The 14,588-nt window shown below is 67.9% G+C and carries 11 protein-coding genes and 1 pseudogene; 11 read left to right on the top strand and 1 reads right to left on the bottom strand.

Annotated elements, in window-relative coordinates; translation table 11 throughout:
• Positions 1–4 precede the first annotated feature (4 nt).
• The 11 genes and pseudogenes from G3N99_RS08620 to G3N99_RS08570 form a co-directional block, all read left to right on the top strand.
• Entirely contained in the window at positions 5–775 is a 771-nt protein-coding gene (locus G3N99_RS08620; protein WP_206122151.1) for a hypothetical protein, read from the top strand.
• Positions 776–1,071: 296 nt separating this feature from the next.
• Positions 1,072–2,127, top strand: coding sequence for a deoxyribonuclease II family protein (locus G3N99_RS08615; protein WP_174932775.1), 1,056 nt, complete (start codon positions 1,072–1,074; stop codon positions 2,125–2,127).
• A gap of 74 nt (positions 2,128–2,201) precedes the next feature.
• Positions 2,202–5,141 (top strand): GTPase, encoded by a 2,940-nt coding sequence (locus G3N99_RS08610; protein WP_206122150.1) that lies wholly within the window; start codon positions 2,202–2,204, stop codon positions 5,139–5,141.
• The gene (locus tag G3N99_RS08605; protein WP_174932778.1) at positions 5,138–5,920 is read left to right on the top strand and encodes a hypothetical protein; all 783 of its coding nucleotides are present in this window, start codon (positions 5,138–5,140) and stop codon (positions 5,918–5,920) included. Before G3N99_RS08610 ends, G3N99_RS08605 begins: the two co-directional genes overlap by 4 nt.
• On the top strand, positions 5,917–6,720 hold the full coding sequence (locus tag G3N99_RS08600) for a hypothetical protein (protein ID WP_206122149.1): 804 nt from the start codon (positions 5,917–5,919) through the stop codon (positions 6,718–6,720). Before G3N99_RS08605 ends, G3N99_RS08600 begins: the two co-directional genes overlap by 4 nt.
• Positions 6,720–8,345, top strand: coding sequence for a metallophosphoesterase (locus tag G3N99_RS08595; RefSeq protein ID WP_206122148.1), 1,626 nt, complete (start codon positions 6,720–6,722; stop codon positions 8,343–8,345). Before G3N99_RS08600 ends, G3N99_RS08595 begins: the two co-directional genes overlap by 1 nt.
• A 52-nt stretch (positions 8,346–8,397) precedes the next feature.
• A complete protein-coding gene (locus G3N99_RS08590; RefSeq protein ID WP_206122147.1) occupies positions 8,398–9,327 on the top strand; it encodes a hypothetical protein in 930 nt (309 codons plus the stop codon).
• A gap of 23 nt (positions 9,328–9,350) precedes the next feature.
• Positions 9,351–10,499, top strand: coding sequence for a ferritin-like protein (locus G3N99_RS08585; protein ID WP_206122146.1), 1,149 nt, complete (start codon positions 9,351–9,353; stop codon positions 10,497–10,499).
• 243 nt (positions 10,500–10,742) lie between these two features.
• Complete coding sequence (locus G3N99_RS08580) at positions 10,743–12,083, top strand: NAD(P)/FAD-dependent oxidoreductase (RefSeq protein ID WP_174932787.1); 1,341 nt, start codon at positions 10,743–10,745, stop codon at positions 12,081–12,083.
• Between the two features lie 75 nt (positions 12,084–12,158).
• Positions 12,159–12,596, top strand: coding sequence for a RidA family protein (locus tag G3N99_RS08575; protein WP_206122145.1), 438 nt, complete (start codon positions 12,159–12,161; stop codon positions 12,594–12,596).
• A gap of 8 nt (positions 12,597–12,604) precedes the next feature.
• Positions 12,605–12,826, top strand: a pseudogene (locus tag G3N99_RS08570) (DUF1028 domain-containing protein); the annotation flags it as partial.
• 231 nt (positions 12,827–13,057) lie between these two features.
• Here the strand turns inward: G3N99_RS08570 and G3N99_RS08565 are convergent.
• Positions 13,058–14,257, bottom strand: coding sequence for a sensor domain-containing diguanylate cyclase (locus G3N99_RS08565; RefSeq protein ID WP_174934692.1), 1,200 nt, complete (start codon positions 14,255–14,257; stop codon positions 13,058–13,060).
• Positions 14,258–14,588: the final 331 nt, after the last annotated feature.

Here is a 14,588-nt window from a genome sequence, read left to right as displayed (position 1 = left end):
GGCCATGACTGCGCCGACTGCACCGCCGGCCGACACGGCCACGCGTCCGGCAACGGCAACGGTGACGGACGCGATCCGCGCGAGCGCCAGGATCGGGCCTGCGCGAACCGCCATGCTGTCGATATCCGAACGCGTGCGCGGCGTGCTGGCGTTCGCGCTGCTCGGTTTTCTCGCCTGCGATTTGCCGACCAGGCTGCATGGGGCCCCTTCCAGCTGGATATGGAACGGCATCGGCGCGATTGCCTGCGGCATCGCCGGCTATTCGACGAGAAGCGGCTCGCCCGGCAGGTGTGCGCGCCGGTCGATGCTCTGGTGCATGGCCGCGATCTGCGCGGGCTTGACGCTCGATGCGATGCGCTCCCCGCTGGAGGCGATTCTCAATATCTGCGGTGGAACGCTCGATGCCGGCGTCATGTGGAATACGCTCGTGCTCCATCTCCAGTGGTTTCCGATGTCGATGCTGGCCATGCTGGCGCTGTTGATCCGGCGCGAGGCCGACCGCAAGGGCGGGCATCGACGCAGCACGGTACGCGCGCTGGTTCGGGCGCCGGTTCGGGTCGCGCTTGAATTTGCGGCGATGCTGCTCGTCATGGCACTTGGCATGACGGCGATCAAGGCGTTGGCGTTCGGTACAGGGCTGCGTTGGGACACGAGCGGCGTGGCGGTTGCGATGCTCGTCAGCATGCTGGCGTTCTACGCGCTGAGCGATCGCGTTGCGCTCGGAGAGGTGTCGTTGAAAGATCGCTTACGCAATAAAAACGGCCAGATTACTTAGGATGACAAAAGACAAACCGGAGATCTTATCGGGCGAAACATGATCGTGGCGTGAGTCGATTGCAATAGGAAGGACCACGCATCCAGCGATGAGCAAATGGAGCGCAACGGCATCGGCCGGCGTGCGCGGGGTACCTGCTTGCCCGCGTATTGCCGCCTCGGATGCCGCGTCGCGCGCGGGGTGGGTGGCGTTCGCGCCGGCTCCGCGCAATGAACCAATACATGAAGGGAACGGCGCGCGGTCGTACCGGACGCCGATTGCCGCACAGACGGCGTCTTGAAGCAACGGGGAACACCATGACCATTTCAGCGCGCGACGAACAGAATCAACCGGTCGATGCATGGTTTGCGTACAAAGTGCCGAAACTCGTCGGCGGCCCGAACAGCTCGGGCGCCACCGGCTACGAATACGCGTATTACGACCGCACGGTGGGCAAGTTCACCCAGTCGCCGAACCTGATGAACGACAAGCAGGGCGCACTGTTCTACACGCTCGATGCGGTGTTCGGCAACCCGGCCGGGACGTTTGGCTGGGTGCTCTACAACGACGAGATGCCGACCGACGCCGACCGCAGCAACAACGATACGCTCGGCCACACGAAGGGCATCATCGCGTTCGACACGGCGTCGGATTCCGCCTTCTGGCTGCTGCATTCGTGGCCGAAGTACGCGAGCCCGGCCGAACCCGGCGTGCCGACGCCGTTGTACGGGCAGACGTTCATGTGCCTGAGCATCGATCTCGACACGGCCGGCAAGCTGGCCGCGCAAATGGCGCTGAACCAGCAGCCGCAGGTGTACCTGCCGCGCACCGCGAACCTGCCGGCCAATCATCCGCTGGTCCTGCTGACCAAGCCGCTCAGCGTGACGACACCCGGCGATTCCAGCGTGGTGCCGCTGAGCACGCGCGGCGGAGCGCCGTTCAAGGTGATCGCGAAGAACCGCAAGTGGGGCAAGGATTTCTGGAACGATCTCGTCGGCCCCACGCTCGGCGCCGACATGGACGTCGAGACCTGGATCCGCGGCAAGATCCCGCCGATCCTCGACAGCGACGGCGTGCACAAGACCTTCGACATCAAGTACATCGACCTGCGCAAGCTCGGCGCGCCGTGGGCGTGGCCGGAAACGCAGGACCACGCGAAGTGGGGCATCACGACGACCGACAACTGGGTGTGCGTCGGCGACATCAACCGGATGGTGTCGCAGGAGAAGCGCGGCGGCGGCACGATCGCGCTCCAGGATCCGGTGCTGTGGAAAGCGCTGTCGCAGACGGACCTGATCATTCCGCCGCCCGGCAAGACCAGCGCACAGGCGCTCGCGATGATCCAGGCCACGCACGCCGCGCCGGCGTCGTGACGCGCGTGCGCGCCGTCACCCCCGATCGTCCCATTCAAAACAACCCGACGTCCCCTTCCTCCCGGAGTCTCGCCATGAATGCGAATGCCTTGCCGGACCCGCTCGCTTCGACCCTGACCCGCCTCACCGACATCGCGCCGGAATTCGTGGCGCGCGCGAGTCCGACGCTGCCGCCCGTCGACTGGCAGAAGATCGGCCAGTCGGCGCCGGTGCGCATCGCATCGGGCGCACGCACGCCATACGATCCGTTGCCGCGCGCCGACATCGTGATCCTGACGTGGACGAGCGCCGAATGGTTCGCGCTCGATCACGTGTTCGTGAACAGCGACACCGTCGGCGATCCGTCGCAATACGGCTGGCGCGACGGTTGGCTGCCGTACAGCCGCGGGGCGTCCGATTATCACGCCGACGCGCAGTCGGGCACGCTGTGGGGGCAGTTCCAGATGGTGCGGATCGTCGACCGGTCGGGGCGGCCGTGGAACGTGCTGCTGTTCAAGTCGAACGCGCATCTGGCGCATGCGCCGTGGCTCGATGGCCTCGCGGCGATGGTCCGCTGCATCGTCGAGGATGCGCGACCGGATCGCCTCTACACGATCGGCACGGCCGGCGGCGCGCGCACCGATCAGCGGCTCGGCGATACGGTCGTCGCCAACGCGACGTTGCTCGAGCTGCAACGGCCGCAGAACACGGCGAGCCCCGACGACGGCAACATGGCGCGCTGCCCGACCTGGTACCCGTCGACGGCGCTGCTCGGCGACGTGGAGCGCGAACTGCTGTTCCGGATGGATCAGGTCGTGACGCAGCAGTCGCTGCAGAGCCTGTTCGACCAGTTGAAGGCGCAGCATCCGAACGATCCGGGGCTGAGCGAACTGACGCTCGACGATCTGCTCAACGACGCGTTGCGGCCGGCGTGCCTGAACAAGCCGGCGGTCCTGCCGCTGAAGGACACGCCGCTGCTCACGACGGATTTCTACTACATCGCGGAGGGCAAGCGCGCGGACGCCTACTCGTGCCTGGAAATGGACGACGCGATCATCGCGCAGGAAGCGAACCGGCTCGGCGTGCGCTTCGCGTGCGTACGCAACATCTCGGACCCGGTCGTGCCGAAACACACCCACCAAGGCAAGACGATCGCCGATGCGACCCGCGCCGACTGGTCGGGGCTGATCTACACCACGTTCGGCATGCTGACCAGCTACAACGGTGCGCTGGCCACGTGGGCGACGATCGCGGGCGAAGGCTCGGCGGTCTACAACCCGAGCCGCGGCCAGGTACCGCACGACGCGCAGGATCCGCTCGAAGTCCAGCTGGCGTTCCAGGTGCGCGCGTGCGGCACCTGCTCGTTCTTCTGGCCCGAAGACCTGAAGCAGCGCACCTACGGCCCGTATACGGCGTTCGATTTCGACGTCAACGTGCCGTACGCGGCGAGCGGCGGCTACAGCGGCGCATCGCCGTGGGTGCTGGGGCGCACGCGGCCGCCCGCGTTTCCGAACGGCGAGGTGATCGACGGCTGCCGCAAGGCGCCGATCATGACGATCGGCATCAATCCGAACCTGACCGCGTTCCTGCCGGGCCAGACGGGTGCGGCATGGTGCTATCCGGATTTCTCGTCCGACGACGACACTAGCGCGTGGGCGAAGTATGCGTGGTACTACCGCTACCGGAGCGTCTACCAGGAAAAGCTGGATCTCGATTTCGTGCGGCGCTTCATGCTGCCGGAAGGGCAGGTCGTCGCGCCGCGCGGCGGGGTGGTGACGGCGGCGACCCGCGCCAATTCGAGCGCGGCCTGGACGATCACGGTGCGCTACGACGGCGATGCGGCCGACACGGTGGTCGCCGTACCCGGCAAGCAGGGCGAGTTTCCGTACGTGCTGCTGTTCGATCCGTATCCGCCGCGCAACCGCTTCGAGAAAGGCGACGTGCTGGTCGCGCAGGTATCGGTGCCCGAAGGCATCCAGGTCGAAGTGCTGCAGCAGCCGCAGGGCTACTACATGCAGTTCGTCCCGGTGCTCGACCAGTTCGAGGACGTGCTGCGCAAGGGGCATCCGACCGCATCGCTGCGCGTCGGCGAGGATGTGTGCCAACTGGACATGGTCGCGTGCGCGTCGCCGCACTGGAACGCCGGCTTTCTCGGCGGCAGCGCCGCGAGCATCGCGACCATCGTCGACAACTGCGTGAGCCGCAACGCGTGGGCGATCAAGCAGCTGGTGCAGACGCGGCCGGCGGTGCTCTACGTGGTCAGCCAGTCGAGCTGGAACATGTTCTACTCGGCGTTCGGCGCGCATGTGAAGCGTGATCCGCCGATCTCGACGCATCCGGCCGACAAGGATTACACGCTGCTGCGCGAAACGACCGATCCCGCGCATCCGGCCTACATCGACCTCGACGTGACGATCGACGGCCAGCGTTACCAGAGCCGCACGCGGCTCGTCATCACGCCGCACTTCTCGTACAACAGCAATTTCCTCGCGCAGTACCGGCTGAGCCCGGACGACTGGGCGTCGTTCGCGCAGGCGCAGCCGGCTTGCGTCGCCGCGCTGGTGCCGGCCAACGGCTTCACGGTCGTCCCGCCCGATCAACGCTACCCGGGCGACTACACCGCGATCCAGCTCCCGTCCAACACCGATGCGGCGGCCGCGGCGCGGGCCTGGCTCGCCCATCAGTTTCCGGACGCCTATCGCACGCTCGAGCCGTACTACGTCGAACCGCATGCGCTGATGGCCGCGGTGCTGGAGGACATGTATGCGCACGGCCAGCTCGCGTGGCAGGACACCGCGACCGGCGGCTATCTGGGGCGCACGCAAGGCTCGTGTCAGTTCTGCGTCAACCGGCACTGGCAGTTCCCGAACGAATGCCGCTATGGCAAGACCAGCGAGACGCCGCCGCCGGCCGGCTGGCTCGCGAAGGTCGCCGACTCGGTCGTCAGGACCGGCAAGCCGGCGGTGCCATTCGCCGTCGCCGCGCTGCGCCCGGACGGGCCCGCCACCGTTTCCGCCTCGGGAGAACCGCAATGAGCGAACAGGATCTTGCCGCCCGCCGGCTCGTCGCACCCGACGCGGTGCGGGTCTGGCGCGGCTTCCGGCTGCCGTCACTGGCACTCGACGCGTTCATGAACAAGCTCGGCACGGTGTTCGTGCCGGCCACCGTGAAGATGCAGATCGACGCGGGCCTGTGTTCGTACACGCCGACCGTGCCGGCCGGGCTGCCGGGCAAGCCCGATACGGTGCCCGACGAGACCGCGATCCTGTTCTGGGAATCGCAGTCGACGTACTGGAACGGCTTCACCCGGCTCGCGGTGCGGACCTACACACTCACGCACGGCGGCGTGTATCTGACGCAGGACAACCAGAGCCGCGCCGATTTCCCGGTCCGGTTCGCCGGCGAGCTCACGGTCGACCAGCCGGTCTTTCTGTTCGACCAGCCGGCCGACTGGATGCATGGCGCGGTCCGGCACGTGGTGGCGGCGCGCCCGGCCGCGGTCGATCCCGCATCGTTCAGCGCGTCGGTCGCGAAGGTGCTGGCCGAGATCGCCAAGCGCGTGCCGCTCGACGGGGCGATCGCGTGCGTCGGCACCGACTATCTCGTGTACTGGGAGCTGGGGCCGGTGGCGGTGGGCGCCGCGCAGGGCGCCACCGGCATCCCGCTGCTGCAGCCGCTGTTTTCCGGCTGGAACGAGACGTTCGCACCGGCGCCGACCTTCCTGCCGATCGGCTTGTGGGACGAATGGGCGGGCATGGACGTGCGCGCCGGCAGCAGTTTCAACCTCCAGTTCAAGCGGGAGGCGCGCGGATGAACACGCCCGAGGAAAGCTTTCCGGTCGCGCCGGACGCGGTCTATGTGTGGCGCGGGTACCGATCCCCCGCGCTCGCCTACGCGCAGTTCGCGCAGTTTCTCGGCAGCGTGTTCGTGCCCGCCTGCGCGCTGCTGCAACCGCCGGTCGGCCTGCGCGCCTACCTGCCGACGATGGTGCCGCAAGCCGGCAAACCGCCGGCCGTGCCCGACCAGACCGCGCTGATGTTCTGGGCCACGCCGCAATCGCACGATCGCGCGACGAAGGCGATCGCGGTGCGGATCTACCAGAACCTGCACGGCGACGTGTACGACATGGCGCGCAGCAAGCTGCCCGAGGTGCCGGTCGCGTTGAGCGCCGCGAGCGGTGCGTTGCAGGCCGAGCAGCCGTACTTCCTGGTCGACCGGCCGGCCGACTGGATGCTCGGGAGCGCCAGGCATCTGGTGGGCGCGCGCCGTGCGGATTTGAGCCCGGCGGATTTCCTCGCGGCGGCGTATGCGTGGGCGGCGGCACTGCATGCGCATCCGCCGGCCGGCGTCGACGGCGCGCTGGTGTGCTGCGGCAACGATTACGCGGTTGCCTGGGTGCATGGCACGCATGCGCACGGGCCGCTCGATGCCGCCCTCGACGGGCTCGCCGCGCTGACGACGCCGGTGCTGCAGACCGCTCCGCGGCCGCTCGCGCTGCCGGCGGGGCTGTGGGACGACTGGCCGGGCCTGGATCTGACACAGGACAGCAGTCTCAACCTGCAGTTTGCGCGGCCCCGCGCATCGCGCGCCGCGCCGCGCGAGCCGGAGGCGTGATGAAGCCGATCGAGCATTTCGAGGCGCCGCATCTCGCGCTGTGGAAGTCGTGCGTGACGGAGGTGCTCGCGCGCTCGCTCGGCGCGGAGCGCGATCCGGCCGCCGCGATCGATAGCGGGCATCCGCTCGTCGAGGCCACCGACCGCTATTGCCACGCGATGCACGACAACCTGCCGCTCGACCCGCCGGCGGCGGACAGCGACGACGAAGCGGCGGTGCAAACCTATCTGTCGTACCTGCATCACCGGCGCGCGCATGCGAGCATCGCCGGCGCGGCCGACATCGAGCGCGACCAGGAACGGCAGACGCAGGCGTACAAATTCGGCAATCCGCTGTGGCAGCAAATGTACGTGCAGTACTACAAGTACTACTGGCAGTACCCGTTCCACAAGGGCGGCGAGCCGCAGTACCGGTCATGGCAGGCGCCCGGCCCCGGCAACGGCGACCTCGGCTACGGCGTGATCGAGTGGCGGTTGCCGGCGCGCGCGCGGATCGCGATCGTCGGCGACATCGGCACCGGGACGGATGTGGCTGCTGCGGTGCTGGTCGCCGCGCTGAAATTCGAGCCCGACGCGATCCTGCATCTCGGCGATGTCTATTTCTCCGGCACGCACTTCGAGACCGAGCACCGGCTGGTCGGCCTGGTGCGCGCGGTGCTGCGCAGCGAACGGCAGCGCGTGCCGCTCTTCACGGTGCCGGGCAACCACGAGTACTTCACCGGCGCGGTCGCGTACCTGCAGGCGCTCGATTCCGGCGCGCTGATCGACCAGCCGTCGCAGCGGCAAGTCGCCAGCTATTTCTGCCTGCGCAGCGCCGACGACGGCTGGCAGTTTCTCGGGCTCGACACCGGCTATCACGGGCACTACATGAACGTCGCGGCCTCGGCGCAGCAGGCGACGCTCGAGCGGCTGCACATCGGCCCGGTCGAAACCGCGGGCGCGGCGTCGAGCGCGCACTGGCCCGCCGACATCAACCCGTATTTCCGTCACGCGCCGCTCGCCGACCTGCCGCGCCGGGACACCACCGCGCCGGTCGACCAGGTGTTCGTGCGTCCCGACGAGCTCGCCTGGCATCTCGACAAGCTCGCGCGGTTTACCGGCCGCTCGATCCTGCTGTCGCATCACCAGCTGTATTCGGCGCTCGACGTCTGCGGTATCGCGCAGCGGCCGCTGGCGGGTTCGAATGTGCCGGATCCGGCCGACTTCAACCGCGCGTGGGTGGATACCGCGCTATGGCGGCAGTTCGGCGCGACGTTCGGCGACCGGGTGGCCGCGTGGATCTGGGGCCACGAGCACAATCTCGGCATTTTCACGGACGGCTACCGGCCGGCCGACTGGCCGACGGGCGACGGCGACGCCACGCAGATCTTCAAGCCGTTGCCCAAGGGGCGCTGTGCGGGACACAGCGCGATCCCCGTTCAGGCGAGCGAGGCGCCATACGCGCAGAAATTCCCGGTTCCGCTGCAGCGGCCGGACCTGACGCTCGGCCTGACGGACGGCTGGTACAACCGCGGCTTCCAGTTGCTCGAACTGACGGGCGCCGGGCAGCCGGCCCGGCTCAGCTATTTCCAGATCGAAGGCGCGGACCCCGCGCCGCTGCCGATTTACGTCGAATCGATCACCTGAGCCGGCACGGCGCCGCTCGTTCGATCGTTCATTGCCAGAGGAGCGCATGCATATGAGCAGCATCTATTCGATCAGTCCGGTCAAGGGCTCGGACCAGGTGGCGCTGGAACAGGTGTGGAGCAGTGCGCAACTGCCCGCCGGCTACAGCGGCTTCACGGTGCTGCGGACCGGCGAGCGGACCCATCTGGTCGCGTACGACAAGGCCACGCAGAAGACGGACGCCTATGCACTGACCGGGCAGGCGCCGTGGGTGAGCGTGGTCGACGCGAAGCTCGACCTGTCGGGCGGGCCGTGGGACAGCATCGACACCTTCGTGCTGGGCAACGTGCACTACCTGCTCACCTACCGCGCGGACACCGGCACGTTCGGCTTCTTCACGGTCAAGGAGGGGCTCGCGACGTCGCCGCCGTACACGTTCGCACTGCCGCGCAATACGCCGACGCACAACTTCACCAACGTCGTGCCGTACACGTCGCTCGGCCAGCAATACCTGCTCGGCTACGACGTAAACACCGGGCAGGTCGCCAACTTCAGCGTGACCGTGACGCCGGCGTCGACCGGCGGCGTGCCGCCGCTGCTCGCGCTCAACGTCTGGTATCACCAGTGGGCGAAAGGCTGGACGCAGTTCTCGTTCTTCCAGCTCGGCGGCGCCAACTTCTTCTTCAAGATCAACACGGCGAAGCTCAACGTCAACATCGACCACATCCAGGACAATCCCGCGCTCGGCACCGTCGAGGTCGGCGGCTATCTGCAGAACCAGCTGCCCGACGCGCTGCGCATCAGCAGCGCGGCCTGCGTGCCGTGGGCGCATGGCGAGCCGTACCTGATCACGTACATCGCGCAGGACGGCACGACGGCCGTGTACCGGATCCACGCCGACTGCCTCGGCTGGACGCAGGCGGGCGCGGCCACGACGCCGTCGGGCGCGGCCCGCGTGGTGCCGTACCGGCTCGGCGACACCGCCTACGCGCTGTTCTATTGACGCCGACCGACAGGAGAAACGCCATGAACCCGAGCACCGTAACGCCGGCGGATCGCGATCTGGCCTGGATCAAGTGCGCGCTGCAAAGCGCCATCGAACTCGAATACTCGACCTTGCCGCTCTATCTGTCCGCGATGTTCTCGCTCGAAGTGCAGAACTATTCGGCGTACAACGCGATCCGCAGCGTCGTGATGGAAGAGATGGTGCACATGGCCATCGTGTCCAACCTGCTCGCCGCGCTGGGTGGCACGCCGCAGTTTCGCGGCATCCGCATCGACTATCCGGTGCATGGCCTGCCGGGCGGTGCGGAGCCCGACCTGAAGGTCGGGCTCGCGCAGTATTCGAAGCCGCAACTGAAGAATTTCATGCGGATCGAGATGCCGGCGTTCCTGCTGAAGCTGCTCGGGCGGGCCGAGACCTATCCGACGATCGCGGCGTTCTACGCGGGCATCCGCGCGGCGATCGCCCGCAACGCAGACGCGGTGCGGGCCGCCGTGAAGGCGGGCGGCACGTCGAATCAGGTCGGCGACGATATCGGCTTCACCACGGTGACGTATTCGCCCGATACCGATCCCGTCGACGCGTTCTATGCGGGCATCGACGAAATCCTCCAGCAGGGCGAAGGGGCGGGCAAGGGCGACGTGCTGACGCCCGGCGCGTTCGAAGGGGAAAAGTCGCATTACGCGCGCTTCGCCGAGCTGTACTACGGCGCGTGCTATCAGGTGCCGGCGCCGCCGGTGCCGTTCGACCGGCAGACCGAGCCGCGATTCTTTGCCGGCACCGCGATCGACGCGCCGGTGGTCGTCAACACGCTCGCGGTGCCGCGCGACGGCTACGCGGCCCTGCTCGCGCTCGATCCGAACCAGGCGGCGGTCAGTGCCGACCTCCAGGCATTCGATACCGGGTTCTCGACGATTCTCGCGACGCTCGACGTCGTGTGGAACGGGCCTGCGGGCGGCTCGTGGAAGTCGCTCGGCGCGGCGGTGCACGGGATGGTGGATCTGCGGGTGCTGTCGTGCTTCAACATCCTGCGCCACCCGGTGCCGGCGGCGGCGCTTGCGCGGCTGGACACGCTGTATCCGGACGAGTACGCGTACCTGCGAAGCTATACGGATCTGTCGAAGCCGGTGTTTTACGGCCCGCGTTTCCGTAACGTGAATCCGGCGGCGTAGGCGCGACACCCGGCGCGGGGCGTGCGTGCGGGGCCAGCGGGCGGGGCTCGCCCTCCGGGGCGGGCGCCCGCGCCCGCGTAGCCCGCTGGCGCCCGCCAATCCGCCCCACACCCAGCTTTTTGTTCATCAACACCAACAAAAATCATCATTTCGCCTCAGGCGGTGTCTCAGCAGAATGTCTCCATTCCAACTCACGCGACAGCATGAGCGTCGCACTGAGCCGCACTTCAGAAGGAGACAGCCGTGGCAGTCGAAACAACCTCAATCGATACGCTCGTCGTCGGCGCCGGACAGGCCGGCGTGGCCATGAGCGAGCACCTGGGCAAGCTGGGCGTACCGCATCTCGTGCTGGAGCGCAGCCGCATCGCCGAGCGCTGGCGCACCGGGCGCTGGGATTCGCTGGTCGCGAACGGCCCCGCGTGGCACGACCGCTTCCCCGGCCTCGAATTCGACGGGCTCGATCCCGACGCGTTCGCATCGAAAGACCAGGTTGCGGACTACTTCGAAGCGTATGCGCGCAAATTCAACGCGCCGATCCGCACCGGCGTCGAGGTGAAGCAGGTGGTGCGCAATACGGGCAAGCCGGGTTTCGTCATCGAGACGTCCGACGGCACGATCGAGGCAAACCGCGTGGTCGTCGCGACCGGGCCGTTCCAGCGCCCGGTGATTCCGCCGATCGCGCCGGACGACGCGCGCCTCGTGCAGCTCCATTCCGCCGACTATCGCAACCCGGGCCAGCTTCCGGACGGCGCGGTGCTGGTGGTCGGCGCGGGGTCGTCGGGCGTGCAGATCGCCGACGAGCTGCAGCGTGCGGGCCGGCAGGTCTACCTGTCGGTCGGCCCGCACGATCGTCCGCCGCGCGCGTATCGCGGCCGCGATTTCTGCTGGTGGCTCGGCGTGCTCGGCGAATGGGACAAGGAAGTCGCGACGCCCGGCCGCGAACACGTGACGATCGCGGTGAGCGGTGCGCGCGGCGGCCATACGGTGGATTTCCGCAAGCTCGCGAAGCAGGGCGTGACGCTCGTCGGGCTGACGAAGTCGTTCGACGGCGGCGTGGCCGTGTTCGAGCGCGACCTGGCGATCAATCTCGCGCGCGGCGACGAAAACTACCTGTCGCTGCTCGACGCGGCCGACGCCTATGCGGCGCGCAACGGCCTCGACCTGCCGGAAGAACCCGAAGCGCGCCACATCCTGCCGAACCCCGACTGCGTCGCGCATCCGATCCTCGCGCTCGACCTTGCCGGCGCGGGCGTCACGTCGATCATCTGGGCGACGGGCTATGCGGTTGACTACGGCTGGCTGAAGGTCGATGCGTTCGCCGACAACGGCAAGCCGCAGCACCAGCGCGGCGTGTCGAAGGAGCCGGGCATCTATTTCCTCGGGCTGCCGTGGCTGTCGCGGCGCGGCTCCAGCTTCATCTGGGGCGTGTGGCACGACGCGCGGCACATCGCCGATCACATCGCGATCCAGCGCACCTATCTCGACTACCACGACGCATCGCAGCGCCGCTCGACGTCGCACGCGGCGCAGGACGGCGCCGCATCGCACGCCGACGCGCAACCGCTCGCCGACGCGGTGAACTGACCGAACCCATGCCGCCCGCCGCACCGCGTTCGCATCCGGTGCGGCGGCGTGACCCCTGACGACCGAAGGATTCCGATGAGCCAATCCACCCATACCCGTATCCGCATGTTCAACACCAAGGATACCTACCCGAACCAGACGCTCGACAACGACCTGTGCCAGGCCGTGCGGGCCGGCAATACCGTCTACGTGCGCGGCCAGGTCGGCACCGATTTCGACGGCAAGCTGATCGGCCTCGGCGATCCGCGAGCGCAGGCCGAGCAGGCGATGAAGAACGTCAAGCAGCTGCTGGAAGAGGCCGGCAGCGACCTCACGCACATCGTGAAGACGACGACCTACCTGATCGACCCGCGCTATCGCGAGCCCGTGTACCAGGAAGTCGGCAAGTGGCTGAAGGGCGTGTATCCGATCTCGACGGGGCTCGTCGTGTCCGCGCTCGGCCAGCCGCAATGGCTGATGGAAATCGACGTGATCGCCGTGATCCCGGACAACTGGCAGCCGAACCGCGCATAGGAGGCGACATGACTTTCTCCATCGTCGGGCGTTGCCCGGAGACGGGCCAGCTCGGCATCGCGATCAGCTCGTCGAGCATCGCGGTGGGTGCGCGCTGCCCGTGGGTGCGCGCGGGCGTCGGCGCCGTCGCGACGCAGAACATCACGCTGCCGGCGCTTGGGCCCCAGATCCTCGACCTGATCGAGCACGAGCAGCTTGCGCCCGCCGCGGCGCTCGACCGCGCGCTCGCCGATCTCGGCTGGATCGATGCGTCGAAGGCCGGCCGCGCACTCGACGCACGCGTGCGCGGCGCGGTCGGGCTGTGCCGGGCCGGCGTGATCGTCGCGATCGTCCAGTGGCTCGTGGTCGGGCTCGCGATCGCCGTTCCGCAGATCGGCTAGCGCCCGTCCAAGCTGGCCGCAGGCGGTTGAGCGTGCCGTTCCGCCCGCGGACCCGTCAAGCAAGCAGCCTTCGAGTTCGCGTTACGCGTGCGCCGTCCGCTGCGACCGCGTGCGCTTCACTTCATACATCGCCTGATCCGCATGCTCGATCAGCGCGTTCATGTCGGTGCCGTCGTCGGGCAGCAGCGCGATCCCGACGCTGACGCCGAGCCGCATCGGGCGCCCCTCGAATTCGAACGGTTCACCGACCTGGCGCGCGAGCCGCGTGCTTTGCGCATGCGCATCGTCGCGGTTGCCGATGTTCGGCAGGATCACCGCGAATTCGTCGCCGCCGATGCGCGCGACCGTGTCCGAGCGCCGCACCGCCCCCTGCATCCGCGTGGCGATCTCGCGCAGCGCCGCGTCGCCTGCGCGGTGGCCGAGGCCATCGTTGATCGGCTTCAGCCCGTCCATGTCGATGTTGAGGATGCCGAGCCGGCCGTTCGCGCGCAGCGTCGTGTGCATCGACTGCCGCAGGCGGTCGTAGAACAGCGCGCGGTTCGGCAGGCCGGTGAGCGCGTCGTGCGTCGCGCGCAGGTACAGCTCGTTCGCCTCGTTGCGCGCCGCGTGGAACATCGCGGCGGCGATCAGGTCGGCCGTCAGCCGCAGCGTGCCGGCGTCGGCTTGCGAAAAGCCGTCGACTTCCGGCGACATCACCTTCAGCACGCCGACGGTCGTGTCGGCATGGGTGAGCGGCATCACGAGCATCGAGCGCAGGCCGACCCGTCGACAGGCGTCACGATCGACGCGCGGGTCGGTTTCCGAATCGGTGCAGTGCAGCAGCTCGCCTTGCTGCACGCACAGGCCCGACAGGCTGCCCGAGCGCCGCAGCCGCAGGCCGAGCATCCCGGCCGCGGTGCCCGACGCGGCGCGGTACACCATGTCGTCGCCCTCGGCGAATTCGACCGCGGCGGCGCTTGCGCCGGTGAGCTGCGGCACCTGCTCGGCCACATAGGCCATCACGCTGCCGAGATCGAGGCCGAGCTTTGCGATCTCGGTCTGCGCGGCGATGATGCGCAGCAGCGTATCGGGGGACGGGGTGGCAGTGTCGACGATTTGATTCAAGTCAGTTTTCCGTGAAAGAAAGCACGTCCGGCAGCGCGGGATTGCGGTAGCATACGCGCCGCCTCGCGGCCGCGCGTTCAGGCGGGGCGGTCTGCAACGGACCGCCGCCGGCCAGCCGCACCGCGCCGGCAGTATGCCGTCCGGCCTGCCGGGCGACAACGGCGCAATTCTTACCATTCATCTCGCTCGCGCAGCATTTCCGACCGGATTGAGGTTTTTTTCGCTTCAACGTCGCGAATCGGGGTAAGTTTTGTCCTGTTTTTGAGATAGTGTGACGAATGGGCGTGTGCCAGTGCCAGGCGCGCGCAGCACGATGACGCGCGATTAAAGAAATCGCCGCATTGTTTCGATAAATGATTCAGGCCAGTTAGATATATGAGGGGAAGCAGTGGGGATGTTCACTCACGGGCATAGCTGCTTTGCGTGCATCGGTTTCGATGCGACGGATGACCGGACGATCCTGACGAAACGGAGCGGCGCATGAAGCCGGCCGTGTCGCTGCTCGTCA

The organism is Burkholderia sp. Ac-20392 (assembly GCF_017104585.1).
GTDB lineage: Bacteria > Pseudomonadota > Gammaproteobacteria > Burkholderiales > Burkholderiaceae > Burkholderia > Burkholderia lata.
Note: the sequence above shows the minus strand (reverse complement) of the source record. Positions and strands in the feature narration are given on the sequence as shown.